This is a genomic window from Arthrobacter sp. Helios, assembly GCF_023167125.1.
In the GTDB taxonomy this organism is placed as follows: Bacteria; Actinomycetota; Actinomycetes; order Actinomycetales; family Micrococcaceae; genus Arthrobacter_B; species Arthrobacter_B luteolus.
This window is the reverse complement of sequence record NZ_CP095402.1, coordinates 3,174,515-3,194,904: the sequence shown is the minus strand read 5'-3', so window position 1 is coordinate 3,194,904 and position 20,390 is coordinate 3,174,515. Positions and strand designations below refer to the sequence as shown.

19 protein-coding genes are annotated in these 20,390 nt (G+C 67.1%); 13 read left to right on the top strand and 6 right to left on the bottom strand.

Annotated features, from left to right (window positions below):
- Positions 1-48: 48 nt before the first annotated feature.
- From ArtHe_RS14600 to ArtHe_RS14580, 5 genes are all read left to right on the top strand, one after another.
- Positions 49-978, top strand: coding sequence for a DUF4031 domain-containing protein (locus tag ArtHe_RS14600; protein ID WP_248317617.1), 930 nt, complete (start codon positions 49-51; stop codon positions 976-978).
- A complete protein-coding gene (locus ArtHe_RS14595) occupies positions 971-2,209 on the top strand; it encodes an MFS transporter (RefSeq protein WP_248317616.1) in 1,239 nt (412 codons plus the stop codon). Before ArtHe_RS14600 ends, ArtHe_RS14595 begins: the two co-directional genes overlap by 8 nt.
- 24 nt (positions 2,210-2,233) lie before the next feature.
- Positions 2,234-3,592 (top strand): MATE family efflux transporter, encoded by a 1,359-nt coding sequence (locus ArtHe_RS14590; RefSeq protein WP_248317615.1) that lies wholly within the window; start codon positions 2,234-2,236, stop codon positions 3,590-3,592.
- Between the two features lie 52 nt (positions 3,593-3,644).
- Positions 3,645-4,235 (top strand): hypothetical protein, encoded by a 591-nt coding sequence (locus ArtHe_RS14585; protein WP_066300336.1) that lies wholly within the window; start codon positions 3,645-3,647, stop codon positions 4,233-4,235.
- A 63-nt stretch (positions 4,236-4,298) separates the two neighbouring features.
- On the top strand, positions 4,299-4,718 hold the full coding sequence (locus ArtHe_RS14580; RefSeq protein WP_174522135.1) for a hypothetical protein: 420 nt from the start codon (positions 4,299-4,301) through the stop codon (positions 4,716-4,718).
- Positions 4,719-4,752: 34 nt separating this feature from the next.
- Here ArtHe_RS14580 and ArtHe_RS14575 read toward each other — a convergent pair whose 3' ends face one another.
- The 4 genes from ArtHe_RS14575 to ArtHe_RS14560 all read right to left on the bottom strand — a co-directional run bounded on the left by ArtHe_RS14575 (position 4,753) and on the right by ArtHe_RS14560 (position 9,104).
- Positions 4,753-5,181 carry a hypothetical protein gene (locus tag ArtHe_RS14575; protein WP_248317614.1) on the bottom strand — a complete coding sequence of 143 codons (429 nt, stop codon included), beginning with the start codon at positions 5,179-5,181 and terminating at the stop codon, positions 4,753-4,755.
- A gap of 100 nt (positions 5,182-5,281) precedes the next feature.
- Positions 5,282-5,698: a hypothetical protein gene (locus tag ArtHe_RS14570; protein WP_248317613.1), complete on the bottom strand. Its 417-nt coding sequence runs from the start codon at positions 5,696-5,698 to the stop codon at positions 5,282-5,284.
- A gap of 155 nt (positions 5,699-5,853) precedes the next feature.
- The gene (locus ArtHe_RS14565) at positions 5,854-8,382 is read right to left on the bottom strand and encodes a trypsin-like serine protease (RefSeq protein ID WP_248317611.1); all 2,529 of its coding nucleotides are present in this window, start codon (positions 8,380-8,382) and stop codon (positions 5,854-5,856) included.
- 164 nt (positions 8,383-8,546) lie between these two features.
- Positions 8,547-9,104, bottom strand: a complete 558-nt coding sequence (locus ArtHe_RS14560) for a CGNR zinc finger domain-containing protein (RefSeq protein WP_066300314.1) — start codon at positions 9,102-9,104, stop codon at positions 8,547-8,549.
- A gap of 158 nt (positions 9,105-9,262) precedes the next feature.
- Between ArtHe_RS14560 and ArtHe_RS14555 the strand changes: the two genes are divergently transcribed.
- Together ArtHe_RS14555 and ArtHe_RS14550 are read left to right on the top strand one after the other, a co-directional pair.
- Positions 9,263-10,279, top strand: coding sequence for a DMT family transporter (locus ArtHe_RS14555; protein ID WP_174522134.1), 1,017 nt, complete (start codon positions 9,263-9,265; stop codon positions 10,277-10,279).
- Between the two features lie 160 nt (positions 10,280-10,439).
- On the top strand, positions 10,440-11,366 hold the full coding sequence (locus tag ArtHe_RS14550; RefSeq protein WP_248317610.1) for a cytochrome b/b6 domain-containing protein: 927 nt from the start codon (positions 10,440-10,442) through the stop codon (positions 11,364-11,366).
- Between the two features lie 25 nt (positions 11,367-11,391).
- Here ArtHe_RS14550 and ArtHe_RS14545 read toward each other — a convergent pair whose 3' ends face one another.
- Complete coding sequence (locus ArtHe_RS14545; RefSeq protein WP_248317609.1) at positions 11,392-12,987, bottom strand: long-chain fatty acid--CoA ligase; 1,596 nt, start codon at positions 12,985-12,987, stop codon at positions 11,392-11,394.
- A gap of 114 nt (positions 12,988-13,101) precedes the next feature.
- A complete protein-coding gene (locus tag ArtHe_RS14540; protein WP_246168370.1) occupies positions 13,102-13,986 on the bottom strand; it encodes a MurR/RpiR family transcriptional regulator in 885 nt (294 codons plus the stop codon).
- Positions 13,987-14,104: 118 nt separating this feature from the next.
- Here ArtHe_RS14540 and ArtHe_RS14535 point away from each other — a divergent pair, with 118 nt between their 5' ends.
- The 6 genes from ArtHe_RS14535 to ArtHe_RS14510 are packed head-to-tail and all read left to right on the top strand — an operon-like array spanning position 14,105 to position 20,388.
- Positions 14,105-15,295 (top strand): C45 family peptidase, encoded by a 1,191-nt coding sequence (locus tag ArtHe_RS14535; RefSeq protein WP_248317608.1) that lies wholly within the window; start codon positions 14,105-14,107, stop codon positions 15,293-15,295.
- Complete coding sequence (locus ArtHe_RS14530; protein ID WP_248317607.1) at positions 15,292-16,947, top strand: ABC transporter substrate-binding protein; 1,656 nt, start codon at positions 15,292-15,294, stop codon at positions 16,945-16,947. Before ArtHe_RS14535 ends, ArtHe_RS14530 begins: the two co-directional genes overlap by 4 nt.
- Before the next feature lie 3 nt (positions 16,948-16,950).
- Positions 16,951-17,901 (top strand): ABC transporter permease, encoded by a 951-nt coding sequence (locus ArtHe_RS14525; RefSeq protein WP_248317606.1) that lies wholly within the window; start codon positions 16,951-16,953, stop codon positions 17,899-17,901.
- Entirely contained in the window at positions 17,898-18,752 is an 855-nt protein-coding gene (locus ArtHe_RS14520; protein ID WP_248317605.1) for an ABC transporter permease, read from the top strand. The genes ArtHe_RS14525 and ArtHe_RS14520 overlap by 4 nt, the downstream gene beginning before the upstream one ends.
- Before the next feature lie 2 nt (positions 18,753-18,754).
- Positions 18,755-19,552, top strand: coding sequence for an ABC transporter ATP-binding protein (locus ArtHe_RS14515; RefSeq protein ID WP_248317604.1), 798 nt, complete (start codon positions 18,755-18,757; stop codon positions 19,550-19,552).
- Positions 19,549-20,388, top strand: coding sequence for an ATP-binding cassette domain-containing protein (locus ArtHe_RS14510; RefSeq protein WP_248317603.1), 840 nt, complete (start codon positions 19,549-19,551; stop codon positions 20,386-20,388). Before ArtHe_RS14515 ends, ArtHe_RS14510 begins: the two co-directional genes overlap by 4 nt.
- Positions 20,389-20,390: the final 2 nt, after the last annotated feature.

Sequence of the window (20,390 nt, the reverse complement as noted above, 5' to 3'; positions counted from 1 at the left end):
GGCTAAGGATGGAGGAATGGTTCCTGCACCCCGGCCCTCCGAGTCCGCTTGATCTACATCGACCCGCCCCTGTGGCCTGCCCACAACACCCACTTCTCCCACCTGGTGTCAGACACCTCGCTGGAAGAGCTGCATGACTTTGCCGCCGCCGCCGGGATTTCCCGCCGGGCCTTTGACCAGGACCACTATGACGTTCCGGCGCACCGGTACCGCGATCTGGTGGAGGCCGGTGCCGCAGCGGTCGACGGCGCCACCCTGGTCCGGGCGCTGATCGCCGGCGGGCTGCGGATACCGGCGCGAGAACGCGCCGCCTCGCTGGTGCATCCGCTGCGCCGCCGCTGGGAGGCGCTGCTCCCCGGCACCCCGGAGCTGGGTGCCGAACTGCTGAACCGGTGGGGCGAGCCGCACCGCCGCTATCACGACCGCCGCCACCTGCTCCAAACCCTGGAAGCCCTGCACCGTCTGGGCTGCAGTGACCGTCCGGTGCTGCTGGCAGCCTGGTTCCATGACGCGGTGTACGACGGCGTACCCGGCACAGACGAAGAGGCCTCCGCGGTCCTGGCGCAGCAGCTGCTCCAGGCTGCCGGTGTCAGCCGTCCCGAGACGGCCGAGACGGCCCGGCTGGTCAGGCTGACGGCCGGCCACGATCCGGATCCCGGGGATATCAGCGGTGCGCAGCTCAGCGACGCGGACCTGGCCGTGCTGGGCCGGGACGCGCAGGGATATGACCGGTATGCCGCTGACGTCCGGCTTGAATACCGGCACCTCGACGATGCCGCCTTCCGTGCCGGCCGCCGTGCCGTCCTTGACGCACTGTTGGGCCGGAGCCGGCTCTTCCGCACCGGCCGGGGCGAGGAACTGTGGGGAGCCGCGGCCCGCGCAAACCTCCGCCGCGAACTTGCTGCGCTTTCCGGTTCCACGGACGGAACCGGGGGATTCCGTGCCCCGCGCCGGGAAGCTGAACCGCCCCGTGGCTGAGGGCAGGGACGGATTCCTGGGACACGAACGCGGAAGCGCCGGCTACCGGGGAGTACTGGTGGGACTGGCCGCTGCTGGACTGGCGACCTTCGCCCAGCTCTACTCCGTGCAGGGCCTGCTGCCCGAGCTGGCCGCGGATTTCGGCATCACCGCCGCCACCGCTGCGCTCAGTGTCTCCGCCGCCACCCTGGGCCTGGCTGCCGCCGTCATCCCCTGGTCTGCGGCCGCTGACCGTTTCGGCAGGCTGCCGGTGATGCGGACGGCCATCGTGGCCGCCGTCGTGCTGGGACTGCTGGTGCCGCTGGCGCCGGACTTTCCGGCGCTCCTGCTCCTCCGCTTCGCCGAGGGCGCGGCCCTGGGCGGGATACCGGCCGTCGCCCTGGCCTACCTCAGCGAGGAGGTGAGTCCGGTGCACGCTGCCGTCGCGGCGGGAACCTACGTGTCCGGAACCACGATCGGCGGGCTGGCTGGCAGGATCGTGGCGGCGCCCATCGGCGAATATGCCAACTGGCGCATAGGTGTGGCAGTGGTCAGTCTGCTGGCCGCAGCGGCCGCCGTCGTTTTTATGCTCGCAGCCCCTCGGCAACGAGGTTACGAACCCCGCCGGCGGAGCGACGGCGGCCCCGGCCTGGGCGCCCGGCTGGCCGTGAACCTGCGGTCCCCGCGGCAGCTGGTGCTCTACGCCCAGGCCTTCCTGCTGATGGGCGGTTTTGTCGCCGTGTACAACTATCTTGGCTTCCGCCTCGGGATGGCGCCCTTCAATCTGCCGCAGGCGCTGGCCAGTTCCCTGTTCCTTGCCTACCTGGCCGGCACTTGGTCCTCACGGGCGGCCGGGAAGGCCGCCGGCACGCTGGCCGGTGGCCGCAGGACCGTCCTGCTGGTCAGTACCGCTGTGATGGCTGCTGGCCTGGCCGTCACGCTGCTGCAGACCCTGCCAGCAGTGATCACCGGACTGGTGGTGTTCACCGCCGGGTTCTTCGGCGCGCATGCCGTTGCCTCGGGGTGGGTGCCGGTGCTGGCCGAAACGGGCCGGGCGCAGGCCTCGTCGCTCTACAACCTGGCCTACTACAGCGGATCCAGCCTGCTTGGCTGGGCCGGCGGATTCTTCTTCCAGGGCTCCGGCTGGGCGGGGCTGGCCGGATTTGTCGGCGTCCTGATGGCGCTGGCCGCCCTCCTTGCCACTGCCCTGCCAGGGGGCCGGCCACGCCTTGGCGGAGGAACCGGTCCGTGACCCGGCCAGCCGTACGCTAGAGGAGTGAAAACCAGGACTCCCGCTGCGAACCGCGGCCTCGGCCGGCAGATCCTTGCCCTCGCCCTCCCTGCCCTTGGGGCGCTGATCGCCGAACCGCTGTTCCTGCTTGCCGACGCCGCGATCGTGGGGCATCTGGGCGTGAACCAGCTGGCCGGTGTGGGCCTGGCGTCCACGGTCCTGCAGACCGCCGTCGGGCTGATGGTGTTCCTGGCCTATTCGACCACCGGCACCGTGGCGCGGTACCTGGGCGGGAACCGCCACAGCGACGCCGTTGCGGCCGGACGCGACGGCATCGCCCTGGCAGTCCTGCTGGGCATCGTGCTCTCCGCTGCAGCCATCCTCCTGGCCCCCTGGCTGACCGGAGTGATGGGCGCCGAAGGAGAAGTGCAGCGCTATGCCGTGGACTACCTGCGCTGGTCCGCACCCGGTCTGACCGCGATGCTGGTGGTGCTGGCCGCCACCGGCGTGCTGCGGGGCCTCCAGGACACCAAAACCCCGCTGGCAGTCGCCGTGGCCGGGTTCAGCGTTAACATCGGCCTGAACTTCCTGCTCGTCTACGGACTGGACCTCTCGGTCGCCGGCGCGGCATTGGGAACCAGCATCAGCCAGTGGGGCATGGCTGCGGTCTATCTGATCATGGTTGCGCGGATGGCCCGGCGGGAACGGGTGCCGCTGCGTCCTGCGGTCTCCGGCATCCTCGCCAGCCTCCATGTCGGGTCCTGGCTGATGCTGCGCACCCTGAGCCTGCGGATCGCGGTGCTTGCCGCCGTTTTCGTCGCCACGTCCCAGGGGCCGGTGTCCCTGGCTGCCCATCAGCTGGTTATGACGTTCTTTACGTTCCTGGCCTTCGCGCTCGATGCGCTCGCCATCGCCGCGCAGGCCATGATCGGCAAGGAGCTGGGCGCCGGGAACCGGCGGACCGTCCGTGACCTGACCCGGACGATGTCCCGGTGGGGCATCGGTTTTGGTGTGATCACCGGCGTGCTGCTGGCTGCGGCGGCGCCGTTTGTGGGCTGGATCTTCACGCCCGACCCAGGTGTGCAGCAGGCACTGACGGCTGGCCTGTGGGTTCTGGCCGCTGCGCAGCCGGTCTGTGGCCTGGTGTTTGTGCTGGACGGTGTGCTGATCGGTGCCGGCGATGCGAAGTACCTGGCGCTCACCGGCGTCGTGAACCTGCTGGCCTATCTGCCGCTGCTGTGGTGGGTCCACATTTCCGGACTCGAAGGCGGCACCGGAATCGCGTGGCTGTGGGCCGCTTTTGGGCTCGGCTACATGTCAGCGCGGGCCATCACCCTCGCCTGGCGGGCCCGCGGCGACGCCTGGATGCGCACCGGTGCGGCACCCGGGAACCGGAAGGACTAAGCTAAGGATCGGCCGGACCGGCCGCCAAGCAACCTGAAAGCGGAGGCCAACCGTGGGCGTATCCCACCCCAAGGCACCTTGGGTCCCTATTCTGCTGCGTTCCGTCATTGCGGCGGTGTACGGAGCGGTGAGCATTTTCTGGCAGGAACCAACAGTGGCGGTCCTCGCCCTCGCCGGTGGCGTCTACCTGGTGCTGACCGGAGTCAGCGTCTGGCGGATGTCCGCTCTGGCCAAGGCCTCCGGGGCTGCCATGGTCCCGGCCGCACTGCTGGCCGCCGCCGCCGTCTATGCCGTGGCCGGCGTCCTGGTGGCGGTTATCCAGTCAGCGGAGGTCTTTGCCTTCACTGCCGGCGCCGCCCTGCTCATTGGCGGGGCCATCGAGCTCGTGCTCTGGTTCCGCGCCCGGAAACTGTTCGTCCCGGCCCGTGACTGGCTGATCACCGGGGTGGTGGGCATCGGGGCCGGCGTGCTGATGCCGGTCTTCCTGGGCCTGCCCGAAGCCGGCCACGTTCAGGCCCTGATCGGTGTCAGTGGCGGAGCAGCCATCATCACCGCGGTTATTCTCGCGATCTCCGGCCTGGGGCTGCGCCATGACGCCAGCCTGGCCCGGGACAGCGAGGAAGCCTCGAAGGCCGTAAACTAGAACTGACCGCGGCTTCTACCTGAGGTAGAAGTCCGCCCAATCGACAACGCAGGAGGACAGATAGTGGCGAAGAGCCAGCCCGGTGGGCCGCAGAAACGGAATTCCGTGAAAGCCCCGCTGGTTTTCTCCGCAGTCCTGGCCATCATTGCCGGCATCGCCACCATGATCTTCGCCACCGGCGGAGCAACCAAGGAACTGCGGCTTGATCTGGGCCTCACCGCAGCAGGCATCGCGTTTATTGCCTCGCTGCTGATTTCCTCGCTGCTGCTGATGACGGAGAAGCCGAATCCGGACCACCTCAGCGAGGGGTCCGGCATTCACCGCGCCTCCGCCAAAATCCCCGGCGGCGCCGGCAGTGTTGGAGCACCCGGTGCGAAGACTGCTGCCACCGATGCCCAGGCCGCCAACACGCCGCCCGCAGCACCATCCCCCGGGTCCGATGCTGCCGGGGGTCCCGCAGACCCTCCCGCCGACAAGTCATAGGATCTGCCGGGGCTAACCGGACCGGCCAGCCCAGCTAGCGCCTTCTGCGCTTCTTTCGAGACGGCCTGCTGGTGGTCTCTTCCCGCATCGGCGGTTCCTGCGCGGCCGGTCCTGGAGAGAGTGCGCCGGGTGCCTCTGGCGGCTTCTCACTGAGCAGCCGGAACAGGTCCGTTTCCTCCGCGGAGTCCAGAGCCGACGGCGGTGTCCCGCCAGCGCTTTCCGGTTCCAGGCGCAGCGAAACCCGGCGGTGCAGCACCAACGCCGCAACCGCTGCCGCTACGGTCACGGCGCTGGCCAGGGCCGCGAGGGCATTCAGATACAACCAGAAGAACATCAGCAGCGACGGGGCATCTGCGGGCAGTTGAAGCAGCCCGAACGCCGAGACTGTCCAGAAGACGATGCACACCCCGATCAGGATCCAGGCGGTGCGGGGGGACAGGGCGGAACGCAGTTTCTGCTCCATACGCTCTCCTGGAGGCAGGCGGAATGCCGTACTGCTCGACCCCATCAGTCTAAGAGCGGAGGCTCCGCTGCCGCGCCCCGGGCTGGCCGAATCGGGGCAGTCAGGCGCTGTTTGGGTCCAGCGGTGTCCCCACTCCCGTGGATACGGCAACCGTTAGGGGCACCTTGCCGGGCGGCCCCCCAGTGGCCAGGGGAGTCGCAGTGGCCAGCGCTGAACGGAGCCGCTCGACCTGATCCGCGGGTACGCGGGCAGTGATGCCGGTTTGTCCGCTGGAACTGAGGCTATGGAACTCCGTGCCCGCCGCGGCTCCGGTTTGGTGGACAAAGCGCAGTGCTGCCTGCAGGTCCGCCGCGGAGAAGGCTGCCTCCACCGGGATGGCTCCGGCGGCGCGGATGGCCTCAAAGAAGGACGTGTCCGTAACCGCCACGTGCAGACGGCCGTCAGCGACCCAGGCATCGGTATACGCAGCGCCGAGGAGCGCCTTGAGGATCTCGTTGGTCTCTACCAGGTCCGGCATACCGTCCTCCGTGTGTGATTCTCCAACCCCGCAGGGGCTCGCCTGCAGCGGCCCCGTGCCAGTATTTGCCTGCGCTGGTGATCGTGCCAGACGGAAAACGGTCCGGGTTCCGCATCAGGGCGGATCCCGGACCGTTCTGCCAGCGGGCTAGCGGGCTAGCGGGAGCTGCTGCGGCGTCGGCGGCTGATGCCTACGCCTGCTGCTCCGCCCAGAAGCAGGATTCCTGCGGCGGAAAGCAGTGCGGTGGTGCCGCCTGCTCCCGTGCTGGGAAGCTTGCCGGCCGGATTCGGGTTGGCCACGCCGGCAACCTGGAGTGCCGTGACGCTGATGGTCACAGCCGCCTCTGCTGATCCGATGCCGTCGAGTTCCTGGGTGGCGGTGACAACGTACTCACCGGCGGCCCAGGTTCCCAGTTCCACGGTCCAGTTGCCGTCTGCGTCCACCGCGGCCACGGGATCAGCGTCACCTACGGTCAACGTGAGTGTTGCACCCGGAACACCGGTGCCGGAGATGGTCTCCGGAGCGGTGGCTTCGGTGAACACTTCACCGTTGCGCAGAGACGTGATGGCCGGAGCCGGGTAGATCACGCTGAAGGACGTGGTGACCACCGGAGAAGCGGCCTTCCCTGTGACGCCGTCCTGACTGGCTGACACCGAGTACGCACCTTGGGACAGCGCCTCGTCCAACTGGACCGAGAAGGCTCCCTCTGCGTCAGCCTTAGCCGTCACAACCTGCGGGTCGGTGGCTGCCAGTGCCCGTGCTTCGGCTGCGCCCTCCCCGGCAGCCGCGGGAGCGACCTCCAGGGTTACGGTCGCCTCAGGATCGGCGAGCCCTTCGATCGTCCGCAGCTCGTTCACCACGGACGCCCCGTCAGCGGGGCTGGTCAGGACCGGACCGGCCAGCGCAGAGTGCTTGACCGTCACGGAGTACGTGGTGGTCTCCGACTTGTTGAAGCCGACCACTGCAGTGGCAGTGATTTTGGCGGTAGCTCCGTCGGCGACGGTGCGGGGAACCTTCATGGACCAGGTGCCGTCTGCAGCTGCCGGTATGTCGCTGGTGCCGCCGTTCACGGTGACCTTGACGGTTGAGCCGGCCGGCGCGGTGCCGGTCAGCACCTGATCGGTTTCCACCGTCTGGCCATTTTTGATGTTGAGTTCCGGTGCCGCGAGATACAGGGCCACGGTGTAGCCGCCGGTGACGGAGAGGGCGGATGTCAGATCCGCGGCGCCGACGGTTTCAATGACACCGTCTTCGTCCTTATCGAACCCTCCGCTGACCAGGCCCAATGCGGTGCTGCCGGCAATGACCGGTCCACCGGAGTCGCCGGGCTGGGCGAACAATGTGGACTCGAAGCCCAGGACGGCACGAACGTCGTTGGGGTCGGTAGCCATATTGCGGCCGCCGACCAAGAAGACCGAGAGCCTGTCGACCGTCCCGCAGTGCCACCCGGTCGTCATCCCGGAGCGGCAGACCGGCAGCCCGGCGACGGCTGTGCCGACGCCGGTGATCCGGGTTGTGGTCTCTGAGAGTCCGCCCGCGGTCCAGTGCGTGACTTCCGGAACCAGGTCCAGGTCACTGTTGATACCGTCAATCACGCTAACGTCGGTGCCGACGTTAGGGGCCTCCGGGCTTGAGGGGGTGTTGCCCGGTCCGCCGAAGACCGAGGTGCCGAAGGTGCCCAGCGCCTTGGAGGGCGGTGCCACGTAGGTATTCTTGGCGGTGCCGTCGCCCGTGCAGTGCCCGGCCGAGATGACGGCCGGTTCGCCGGCCGGGGTCCAGCCGTTGAAGCCGACGGAGCAGGCGTTGTAGCCCTGTCCGGTATCTATGGCGTAGCCCTGGCCGCCGTAGACGTTCTCCAGGGCGACGCCGGCTCCGCTTCCGGATGCTTCAGTCTTGACGTTGGTGTAGTCGTCAGCGAATTCCTCCGGCGTGGAGGCAGCCGGGCCCTGCAGCGTCCGCGCCGAGGCTGCGGCGGGAGCCTCCGGGTTTTCGACGTTGATCGTGAAGCCGTCAGGGCCAAGGCTGATGGACTGGAGTCCTTCCACACCCACGCTGGCAATGTAGTCGCGAGCCAGGGCAGTCAGGTCGGTTGCGGTGCGGGTCGCTTCAGTGGTTGCTGTGGCTGACGCTTCATTGGAAGGCTTAGGTGCGGGCTCGGTTGAAGGGGCCGGGGTCCCGGTGGGAGCGGGGGAGGCAGGAGTGCTGCTGCCATCCACAGCCTGCTCGGCGTCAGGTTTTTCTTCGGCTGGCTTTTCCGTGGCCGCCGGTGCCTCGAGCCGGGCGCCCAGCTCCTTGGCCAGTGCTTCCAGTGCCGTACCGGATCCGTAGACGACGATTTCCCCGTCTTCCAGGGCCAGTCCGGTGAAGCCCTCGGTGGTTTGGAGCCGCGGCAGTGCGGCGGCGGCACGCTGGCCGAGTTCACCGGATTCGCGGAACTGTTCCTCGGTGAGGCCGAGGTCCCGCTGCAGTGCTTCGGCGAGACCGGGGGGCAGGGCCCCGGCGGTTTCCGCGGTTCCTGCAGTCTCCGGAGCTGTGGCCAGCCGGGATGCAGCCGGCTCCTTTTGATCGCCGGCGCCGGGTGCAGCCTGGGCCGGCACACCGATCAAGGCGCCTCCGACCACCAGGGCGGCGGTGACGGCCACGGCGCGTGCCGGACCGGACCGTACTAGTGACGTTCTCCTCATTGAATACCCCCATCAGACGTGAGCCACGCTCATGCTGCCCGGGGCGTGCGTCTTGCTGGACCAGCGCCGGGAATCCGAGACTTAGTTGGCATTCCGGAGACATAGAAGGGTCCCGGAACTGCCCGGAGCTTAGCGGGTAAATGCGCTTCTGGCAATTCGTAAGGTTACTTTGTGTCCATCAGGGAAGAGGACTGCCGAAGACGGTACGCCCGGACGTTTTCGCGGTTGCCGCAGTTTCCTGTTCCGCAGTATCTGCGGGAGCGGTTGCGGGAGAGGTCAATGAGCACATCGCTGCAGTCGGAAGCCGCACACACCCGAAGCCGTTCCAGTTCCCGTGCGCGGACGACGTCGGCAAGCGCCATGGCTGCCTCCGTCGCCATCCGGTCAGCCAGGGCAGCCTCCGGGGGAGTGCAGTGCAGGTGCCAGTCCCAGCCGTCATGCCGGACCAGCTGGGGCAGCGCGCGGGAGGTGCGCAGGAGCCGGTTGATGCCTTCAACCAGGGCTTCTTCGCCGGCAGCCCAAAGGTCCCGCAGGGTTTCGCGGAGCCGGAGCACCGCCTTCAGCTCCGCGGCGGTGTGGGTCCGGGACCCGGAGAAGCCCTCCTGGTCCAGGAACCGGGTAAGGCCGGCGTCACCGGAGAGCGGATCGGGGTCCTCGGAAGCAGTGTTCACAAGAGCCGCAGCACTGGCCAGTGCCACTTCAGTGTCATAAGTGAAAACCATCTTGACTCCTGACATAGACCACCTTAGTGTCACAAGCATAGGCCCATTTAGCTCGTGACAAGCTTTTGATCTGCTCGTGACACTGCTCGTGACACTGCTCGTGACACTGCTCGTGACACTGTCCATGGGGGCGGGCCGTCTTCCTCGAAAGGTCCGTCATGGAAAAGTCCACATCCGCGGCACGTCCGCTCCCGCCCGCTGCGGCGGCCGGTGCGTCCGGGATCCTGATCGCCCTCCTTTCATCCGCCGTCTTTGGCCTCTCCGGATCGTTCGCCAAGTCGCTGATGGAGGCCGGCTGGACGCCCGCCACCGCCGTCGCCTTCCGCATGGGCGGAGCCGCCCTGGTACTGCTGGTCCCGGCCCTCATCGCGCTTCACGGCCGCTGGTACCAGGTCCGGCAGAACTGGAAGACCATTGGGCTGTTCGGCCTGGTGGGCGTTGCCGGTTGCCAGTTTTTCTACTTCAATGCCGTGGAACGCCTCTCCGTCGGCGTGGCCCTGCTGCTGGAATTCCTGGCGCCGGTGCTGATGGTGCTGTGGATGTGGTTCCGCAGCCGCCGCCGCCCCGGGACCGCCACCATCCTCGGTGCCGCGGCCGCCGTCGTCGGGCTGGTCCTGGTGCTTGACCTGGGTGGTGACCTGCGGGTTGATCCCCTCGGCGTCGCGTGGGGCCTGGCAGCCGCCGTCTGCTTGGCGATGTACTTCTTTATTACCGCCAAGCAGAATGACACGCTTCCGCCCCTGGTGCTGACCACCGGCGGGCTGCTGGTTGGTGCCGGAACCATGCTGCTGCTCGGCCTGACGGGACTCCTGCCCACCGGCTTCAGCACGGCGGATGTGGAACTGGCCGGCTGGGTGACCCGCTGGTGGGTTCCGCTGATTGGCCTGGTGTTGCTTTCCACCGTGCTGGCCTACGTCACCGGCATCATCGCCGCCCGCGCGCTCGGGCCGCGGATTGCCTCTTTCGTCTCCCTCACCGAAGTGCTTTTTGCCGTGCTGTGGGCGTGGCTGCTTCTCTCTGAACTGCCCCGCACCATCCAGCTGCTCGGCGGCGCCCTGATCGTCACCGGGCTGGTCCTGGTCCGGTCGGACAAGCACACGGACCTGCCGGATGTCGGAGCGGAAGCCGGGCCCGGCGCAGCGCCGGATCAAATATCCGTCCGGCGGCGATCCTAGGTTCCGTTTCCGGTAGGCTCACCGGCAACGAAAGCGGCTCAAAGACCAACGGGGGAACCGTGAAGACTGACCATGCTGGGATGGCTGGGATGGCTGGGATCCGGCGGGGAACCGCCGGCAACGGCGCAGCCACGCGCCGGACGACGCCGGCAGGCACCGCATGAGCCGCAGCGCAGCTAAAACCGCGCCGCGGTCCCGGTGGTTGAAGCTGGTGTGGATGGTGCCCGCAGCGCTCCTGGTCCTTGCCGGCGTCGTCCTGGCTGCCCGCTGGCTCCGGGACACCCCCGCACTGCAGGACTTCCTCGCCCAGTACCCGGGGTCCTCTGCTCTGCCGGGCGGTGCTCCGGTGGGGATACCGGCCTGGGTCGGGTGGCAGCATTTCCTCAATTCGCTGCTCATCCTGCTGATTGTGCGCTCCGGCTGGCTGATCCGGACCCGCCAGCGGCCGGTGGGGTCGTGGACCCGGAACAACAAGGGGCTGATCCGCACCCGGAACCAGCCGAAGAAGATGAGCCTGGATCTGTGGTTCCACCTCAGCCTGGACGTCCTCTGGGTCCTGAACGGTCTGATCTTCTACGTCCTGATTTTCGCCACCGGCCACTGGATGCGGCTGGTGCCCACCAGCTGGGATGTGTTCCCCAACGCCGCCTCCACCGCACTGCAGTACGCGTCGCTGGAGTGGCCGACGGAGAACGGCTGGGTGAACTACAACAGCCTGCAGCTGCTCTCCTACTTCGCGGTCGTGTTTATTGCCGCCCCGCTGGCCATCATCTCCGGACTGCGGATGTCTCCGTCCTGGCCGGCCAAATCCCGGATCAACCGCTACTTCCGCATCGAAACTGCCCGGGCAGTGCACTTCCCCGTGATGCTCTTTTTTGTGCTGTTCATCATCGTCCACGTCACGCTGGTGCTCACTACCGGCGCGCTGCGGAACCTGAACCACATGTACGCGGCCTCAGACGGGACCGGCTGGACCGGATTCTGGTTCTTCGCGGCCTCGGTGGTCCTGATGGTGGTGGCCTGGGTTGCTGCCCGGCCGGTGTTCCTCCGTCCAGTCGCCGGGCTGATGGGGAAGGTCGGCCGCTAGGGTCCGGGATGCGTCCGGCAGGAGCCTAGGCGTCCAGGGCGTCCGCCTGCGCTTCACCGGCTCCCTGCCGGGCTGGCTGTACCGGCTGAACTGGCTGTACCGGTTGTGTCGGCTCTACCTGGATTTCGCGTTTGAGGATCTTGCCGGTCGGTCCCTTGGGCAGCTCGCCGGTGAACACAATCCGGCGGGGGTATTTGTACGCTGCCAGGCGGTCCTTGGCAAACTCCAGGATTTCGGCAGCCAGCGCCTCCCGGCCGGCGTCGTCCTGCGGAACCGCCTCCTCCTTGAGCCCGATGACGGCAGCAACTTCCTCGCCGTTGAGCTCATCCGGCACCCCGACGACGGCGGCCTCCGCAACCGCGGGATGTTCGTACAGGATCTCCTCCACCTCGCGCGGATACACGTTGTAGCCGCCGCGCAGGATCATGTCCTTCTTCCGGTCGACGATGTAGATGTTGCCCTCCTCATCGAACCGGGCGAGGTCACCGGTGCGGAACCAGCCATCCGGAATGGCAGCAGCCGTTGCCTCGGGATTGTTCCAGTACTCCTTCATCACGCCGAGTCCGCGGACCGAGAGCTCACCGATGCTGCCGATCGGCACGTCGTGGCCCGCGTCGTCGAGCATCCGCACCTCCATCCCGTAGACGGGCCTGCCGATGGAGCCGGGACGGCGCTCGCCGCCGGGAAGGTTGAAGGACACAATCGGAGAGGTCTCGGACAGGCCGTAGCCTTCCAGCAGCTCCGCGCCAAACACCTCCTCAAACTCCCGGAGGACCTCCAGCGGCATCGCTGCTCCGCCGGTAATGGCCTGGCGCAGGGAGGCGAGGTTCCTGGTTGCCACAGCCGGGTGGCGCAGCATGCCGATATACATGGTGGGCACCCCCTCAAAGAGCGTCACCGCGTCACGCTCGATGATGTCCAGTGCCTGCCCGGCGTCGAACCGGGGGAGCAGGCTGATGGCGGCGCCGGCCAACACGGCCGCGTTCAGGGCGGCGGTCTGCCCGAAGACGTGGAAGAAAGGCAGGCCGCCGAAGATCACGTCCGATTCCTTGATGCCCAGCAGATCCCGGGCCACCTCGGCGTTGCTGCGCAGGTTGTTGTGCGTCAGTGCCGCACCCTTGGGCCGGCCGGTGGTGCCGGAGGTGTAGAGCACGACGGCGACGTCCCCGCCGTCGACTTCCGCCACCGCGTCGTCCGCGTCGGTGTCCGCCAGCAGCTGCCGGAAGCTGCCCGCGTTAACCGGGATCACGTCCACCCCGCCGGCTTCCCCGGCCCCCGCAGAGGCTTCCGGAAGCATCAGTTCAAAGGCAAACAGCAGGGCCGCACCGGAATCCTGCAGCGTGTAGGCCACCTCGCGGGTCTTGAGCAGGGGATTCATCGGTACGACGACGGCTCCGTAGCGCAGCACCCCGTAATAGACCGATGCCATCGGGGGGATGTTGGGCATCATGAGTGCCACCCGGTCCCCGCGCTGCACGCCGCGGGCGCGCAGGAGGCCGGCCACCTTGGAACTCATCGCGTTCAGCATCGAATAGCTGATCACTGTGTCATCGAGTTTCAGGGCGGTGTTTCCGGGTACGCGGGCAGCGGTGTCGGTCAGGATTCCGGCGAGGTTGGGCACGGGTGATCTCCTTTGATCAGGGGCCAGCTTTGGCTGCGGTGCACCCGAGGTTACACAGCCTGCGGACGGATGTGAACGCCCGCAGCCGGATTGAAGACGGTGCCCGGAGCGTCCCTAATAGCCAAGTTCCTCGCGCAGGTTCGTGAGCTGGTGGGAGGATTCCACGGCGAGTTCCCGGTCCACGGAGGCCAGTGCCTGCACCAGAATGTCGCTGACAATGATGGAAAGCAGCGCCTCGCTGGTCATGCCGGTGGGCGTGTGGGGTGCCAGCAGAAGCACGCTCGCGCGGGCACCCAGGCGGGAGTCCGGCTCGTCGGTCACCAGGATGGCGGCCGCGCCGACGGTGGCAGCACGCTGCATCAGCACTTCCGCGTCCCGCGTCACCCGCCCAGGGGCGAAGACCACCACCACGTCCTTGCCGCGCAGCTGCAGGAGATCGTCCGCCAGCCGGAATCCGTCATTGGCGACGGCCCGCGCGCTGCGTCCAATGCGGTTGAGCCGAAGGGCCAGATTGGAGGCCGCGATTCCGGACGTACCGATTCCGTAGGTCAGGATGAGCTCCCCGCGCATAAGAAGCTCCACAGCGGCGGCGAGGTTGTCCAGCTGGGCCGTCTGCGCCCCGAGGGCGATGCGGTCTGACGCCTCTGCCCAGACGCGGTCTGAGATGTCGGCCAGCCCCGCACCCATGTGGTCGATGCGCTGCTGCAGCCGGACCTCAGGCGCCACGCTGGAGCCAAACACTGTGGCGATGTCCCGTTTGAGTTCCTGCAGGCCCGCGTAACCCAGGGACTGAACCGTCCGCACCACGGTGGCGCTGCTGGTGCCGCTGTCCGCACCCAGCTCCTGCGCGCTGGCGTACAGCAGCCGCTCGGGGCTGCAGTTGGCCAGGAAAGTGCCGACAGTGCGCTCGGCCCGCGACAGATCCGCCCAGAGGTTGCGGACCCGCATGCGCAGCTGGGTCAGCCCCGAGTTGGTTGTAACTTCTGTTACTTCCGTCACGGCCTGTGTATCATTCATTCCAAGATGTGAATCCAAGTAACGGTCCATCCCGTATCGTCCAATTTTTGTAACACATTGTAACGGCTTGCAGGTGCCGTTCGGAAGGCAGGCAGTACACATGAGTCGCTCCGCACTGCGGGTTATTGAAGTCTCGGGCAGTCCCTTCGAACGGGGCAGGCAGTACGGCACCGCTGCGGAAGACCTGATTACCCGCTCGATCGGCTACTACAGCGAAGCCCTCGCAGCCCAGACGGGACTCACCTGGGACCAGCTGCGCGCCAAGGCCCGGGGCTGGCTTGAGCTGTGCACCTCCACCGCCCCGGACCTGATGCAGGAGGTCGAAGGCCTCGCGGCAGGCAGCGGCAGGGATGTCCTGGACATCATGGTGCTCAATGTCCGCGGCGAGATCATTTACGACGCCGGTGCGACACCGCCGGCCCCTGTGCCGGAGGAGCGCGACGACGTCGACGGCTGCACCACGTTCGTCCTCACCGACGGGGCCGCGGGCGACGGCCATATGTACGTCGGGCAGAACTGGGACTGGCGCTACGGCACCCAGGAAACCGCCGTCATCCTGCGCGTGGTCCAGGACCCGCTGCCAACTGTCATCATGCAGGCGGAGGCAGGCCAGATCGGCCGCCAGGGAGCCAACTCAGCGGGCATTGCGTTGAACGCCAACGGACTTGGCGGGCGCTTCGGCGGAGGGGTCGGGCTGCCCCAGACGTTCATCCGGCGTCTGGTGCTGAACCAGGCGGAGCTTCCCGATGCGCTCAACGTGCTGTTCCGCACCAAACCTCACATCGCGAGCAATGCCGTGCTCTCCCACGCATCCGGGTTCGCCATCGACGTGGAAACAACCCCCAGCCGAAACGGATGGATGTACCCCCAGGACGGGCTGCTGGTACACGGGAACCACTACCAGGCCTTTATCCCCCCGCAGCTCGCCGAGAGCTACCGGCCGGTCTCGGTCGATTCCCTTTTCCGCGTTCCCCAGGCCCAGCGTGGCCTGGAAAAAGTCCGCAGCGCCGCCTCCACCGAGGAAGCCAGGAAACTCATCCGCACGGCGATGTCCGATCACCTCGGATTCCCCGAGTCGGTCTGCACCCACCCGGATACCCGCCGTCCGGCCAGCCGCCAGTGGTCCACGATCCTCTCCAGCTGTGTGGACCTCACCACCGGGGAGTACCTCGTTACCAACGGGACGCCCTGTGACCACAGCTACGAACTGATGCCCTGGAACGTCTTTGACGGCCCGGGGTCCGCACACGAATCCATGACCGCCCCTTCCCTGATGGAGATCACCGAATGAATGCGTTTGTTTCACCGTCCCGGATCCGCCCGCGCCAAGCCGTCCTCAGCGCCACCGTCCTTCTAGCCCTGGGACTTTCCGGCTGTGCCGGGGCGCCAGCCTCGGAGGAACCCGCCGGAACCGGCGTTCCCTTCGGCCCGACCACCGCGGCGGCAGCCACCGGAACAGAGTCCGTTACCTGGATGCTGCCGCAGGAACCGGCAACCTTTGATCTGGACGTCGACAGCGGAACGGCGGAGAACACCATCCTCTCCAACGTCTGCGAACGCCTGATGCAGGTGCAGCCTGACCTGACCACCGTGCCGCATCTTGCCGAGACCGCAGAGTGGACCAGCGACACCACCGTGGTGTTCACCCTCCGCCCGGACGTCACCTTCCACGACGGAACAGCCATGACGGCGGAGGACGTGCTTTGGAGCATGCAGCGCCATGCGGCCGAGGGAGCTGACGAGTCCGATGAGTACGCGAACGTCACGGACATGGCCAAGACCGGTGAGAACGAGATCACCGTGACGCTCAAACAGCGCGATGCGATCTTCCTGCAGGCGATGGCCGGCAACGGCGGAATCGTGCTGAACCGTAAGGTCGTGGAGGCACAGGGTGCGGCCTACGGGACGCCGTCCAGCCCCGATGCCTGCTCAGGACCGCTTCAGCTGGAAAGCTGGACCTCCGGTTCCAGCGTGACCCTGGCCAAGGCGGCGGACTACTGGGACGCTGAAAACGCCTCCCTGGCCGGTTCCGTCACCTTCAAATGGGCCGACGAAAACGCGATCGTTAATTCGCTGACCAGCGGAGACGCACAGGGCGCCTACCTGGACAGCCCTGCCTCGGCCGTTCCGCTGCAGAAGAGCGGAAACGTGACGGTTGCCCAGGGCCCTGCCACCAATGTGTGGTCGCTGATGGCAACGGAGCGTGGTCTGCTCAAGGACGAAAAGATCCGGCAGGCGCTTTCCCTGGCGCTGAACCGGCAGGGAATCGCTGACGCCGCTTTCGGCGGCCTGGCCCAGCCGTGGAAGACGCCGGTTGGGTCCGGCGCCTGGGGATACGAGCGTGAAACCTTCTCTGACGCCTACGATGCACTGGCCGGCGCTCCGGCCACACCCTCCGAGGATGACCTGGCGCAGGCCCGGAAGCTCGTGGAAGAGGCCGGCTCCCCGACGGAACCCCTCATCGTTGCCAACAGCGGCGACTCGATCCGGAACGTGGTCTCCAGCGCCGTGGTGGCAGCAGCGGAATCGATTGGCCTAAAGGCTGAAATCATCACCATCCCCCGCCAGCAGTACGGGGACTTCTATTCGGATGCCGAACTGCGGGCCCAGGCCGACCTGTTCTCCGATGAGTACTACATCTCCAAGAATGACCCCGTTGGCTTCTACAAAAACGGTGCTTCAACCGCCAAGGTGAACTTTGTGCAGTTCTCCGGTGAGGGGTACGACGAGGCCGTCAAGGAAGCACAGGCCACCACCGATGACGCCGCGCGCGCCGCGCTGGCGATCGGACTCCAGGAGCAGTGGGTCGAAGCAGCCGTATGGGTCCCGGTTGTCCAGACACCCACCACCCTCGCGCTCGCCGGCACAGTCACGGGAGCACCGTCGTCGGCTGCGTTCCTGTACTACCCGTGGGCGGCCGACATCGGCAGCACCAAGAAGTAGGCCATGAAACGCACAGCCTATCGATTGGCGGGCATGGCCGTGACCCTGGTGGTGAGCTCCTTCATCATCTTCGCGGCCATGTACGCGGCCCCCGGCGATCCCGTGACCTTCCTGATCGGCAACCCGGAGAACATCACTCCGGAGCGGGTCGCCGAAGTACGCGCCCAGTACAACCTGGACCAGCCGCTGCTGGTGCAGTACTGGCTCTGGGCATCCAGTGCAGTCACCGGGAATCTGGGGGTCTCCTTCCAGTACCACCAGCCGGTGGCTGCGCTGATGGCCAGCCGGCTGCCGGCCACGCTGGGCCTGGTGGCCCTTTCCTCGGTGTTCTTCATCGTGGCCGGCATTGGACTGGGAATCCTCTCGGCCCTGCGGCAGGGCCGCCGGACCGATTCGGCCATCACCGCCCTGACCACGTTCGCCTCATCCGTGCCCTCCTTCGTCATCGGACTGGTGCTGGTCTCCGTTTTCGCGGTCCAGCTGGGGATGTTCCCGGTGTCGGGAGCAGGGGAGGGGCTGGCGGACCGGCTGCACCACCTGGTCCTTCCCGCCAGCGCACTCGCGGTGGGAGCCGTGGCAATCGTCAGCCGCGTTACCCGCCAGTCAATGGTTGAGCAGTTTTCGCTGGACCATGTCGAAGCTGCCCGCAGCTTCGGCCTGTCCGGCAGCAAAGTCGTTGTGCGGCATGTCCTGCGCAACTCCTGGGGTCCCATCCTCACCATGATCGCGCTGGTTGTGGCCAGCATGCTGGCCGGAACCGTCGTCGTCGAAAGCGTGTTCGGCATCAGCGGGGTCGGCAAGCTGCTCGTGGATGCGATCAACACACATGACTTCCCGGTGGTGCAGGCGGTGCTGCTGTACATGGTCATCACCTACATGGTGGTGACCACACTGGTTGACCTGGTCCACCCCCTGCTCGATCCGCGGCTGAAGGCAAAGGACAAAAAAGCATGAGCACCGTTCAAGCGACCGCCCCTGCCCCGGCGCTGCCCCGGAAGTCCGACCTTCCCTACCTGGTCAGCCTCGGTTTCCTCGCCCTGATGGTGCTGGCGGCAGTGCTGGCACCGTGGATCGCCCCCTATCCGCCGGGCGCGGTGGACTTCACTGCGATCTGGCAGGCACCCGGCAGCGCCCATCTGCTGGGGACCGACCAGGTGGGGCAGGACCTGCTGTCCCGGGTGGTTCACGGTGCACGGGAATCCCTGATCGGGCCGCTGGTTCTTCTGACGCTGGCCACCATCCTCGGAGTCGCGATCGGGACCATCGCGGCGTGGAACGGGGGCTGGATCGACGTCCTGCTGGCCCGGATCACCGACGTGATGTTCGCCTTCCCGGGGCTGTTGTTCGTGGTGCTGGTCATCGCCGTGTTCGGCAAGGGGCCGCTGACGGCGATCGCCGCGCTGGCACTGGCGTACGCGCCGGTCATCGCCAAGTTCACCCGCTCCCTGGCCCTGGCGGAAATGGCCAAACCCTATGTTGACGCCTACCGCGTGCAGGGCGTAGGCGGTTTGATGCTCTGCGTCCGGTATATCGTGCCGAACCTGGCACCACCGCTGCTGGGTTACCTGGTGGTGCTCTTCGGCGAGGGGCTCATGAGCCTGGCGACACTCAGCTTCCTGGGCTTTGGGGCACAGCCGCCGAGCTCGGAGTGGGGCCTGATGGTCCAGCAGGGACAGGCCGGAATTATCCAGGGCCAGTTCTGGCCCACGCTGGTCCCGGGCGCGGCCATCGCTGCCGTGGTGGTTGCTGTTAACGTGGTCGGCGTGCGTTTGGCCGACCGCCTGAACTCCAGGTTTGAGGGATAGAAATGCTGCTGGAAATTGAGAACCTCGATCTGTCCATCGGCAGCAAACGGATTTTGAACCAGGTCAGCCTGAGCGTTAAGGCCGGTGAGGTCGTGGGGCTGGTGGGTGAATCCGGTTCGGGCAAGTCCACGACAGCCCGGGCCGTGCTGCGCCTGTACCCGGGCACCGCCAGCGTGGCCGGCCGTATTTCGGTGGCTGGAACGCAGGTACTGCCCGGCTCACCCGAGGACGTCCGCAGGGTCCGGACCGCTGCTGCCGCGATGATCCATCAGGATCCCCGCGCTGCCCTGAACCCGGTCCGGAGGATCGGTGACTCCCTGACCGAACGGCTGGTGCACGTCCATGGCCGGGACCGAAAGGCCGCGGCGGCGCAGGCGCTTGGCCTGCTGGACGCCGTCGGAATCCGGCAGCCGGAAAAGCGGATGCGGCAGTACCCGCATGAACTCTCCGGCGGCATGCTGCAGCGGGTGATGATCGCGGCCGCCCTGACCACTGAGCCGGAGCTGCTGCTTGCGGATGAACCCACCTCGGCCCTGGACGTAACGACCCAGGCCGAGGTTCTGGCAATCCTGCGGGACCTGCAGGAAAAGCGCGGACTGGGGGTCCTGTTCATCACTCATGACCTGCACCTCGCCGCTGCCTACTGCGACCGGGTTTACGTGATGTACCAGGGATCCGTTGTCGAGGAACTGGCCGGCAGCGACTTGTTCGGTGCCGCGGGGCACGAGTACACCCGCCGGCTCCTGGCCGCGGTCCCCTCGCTCAGCGAACCCACGTCCCTGAAGGAGGACTCGGTATGAACCAGCAGGTGCTTGCGGCCCAGGGGCTGCACAAGAGCTTTGGCATGGGCAGTCACGAGCCGCCGGTTGTCGCTGCGGAGAACGTGAGTTTTGTCCTCGCCGCGGGACAATCCCTGGGGCTGGTGGGGGAGTCTGGCTCCGGAAAAACCACGGTAGCCCGCATGCTTGTGGGCCTGGAACGGCCGGATGCGGGAACGATGACGATCCAGGGGCAGGATCTGTCCGGCAAACCGCGTGGACGGCGGGAACGCCTCGCCCGTGCGAGGGCCGTTCAGATGGTGTTCCAGGACCCCTATGGTTCCCTGGACCGCCGGCTGACAGTGGAGCAGTGCCTCCGCCAGGCCATGGCGCTGCACGGCCTGGGCACCTCCGCTGAATTCCCGGGCCGGGTCAAGGGCCTGCTGGAGCAGGTGGGGCTGAGCAGCGGCCACGCGGCGTCGAAGCCGCACCAGCTCAGCGGCGGGCAGCGCCAGCGGGTGGCGATCGCCCGGGCACTGGCCGTGGAGCCGGCTGTCCTGGTACTCGACGAAGCAGTATCGGCCCTGGACGTTTCAGTTCAGGCCCAGATCCTGGACCTGCTGAACCAGATTCGACAGGACTCGGGTATTGCGCTGCTGTTCGTCAGCCATGACCTGGCCGTGGTCCGGCGGGTTACGGATGACGTCCTGGTGATGTACCGCGGATCCGTCCTGGAAGAGGGGCCAACCCAGGCTGTCCTGGACCGGCCGCAGCATGCCTACACCCAGCTCCTGGTGTCTTCGGTGCCCGGTCCCGGATGGGATCCGCACACGGTGATTGAACGGCGCCGGGTGTTCGAGGCAGCGTCGCAGGCCTGATC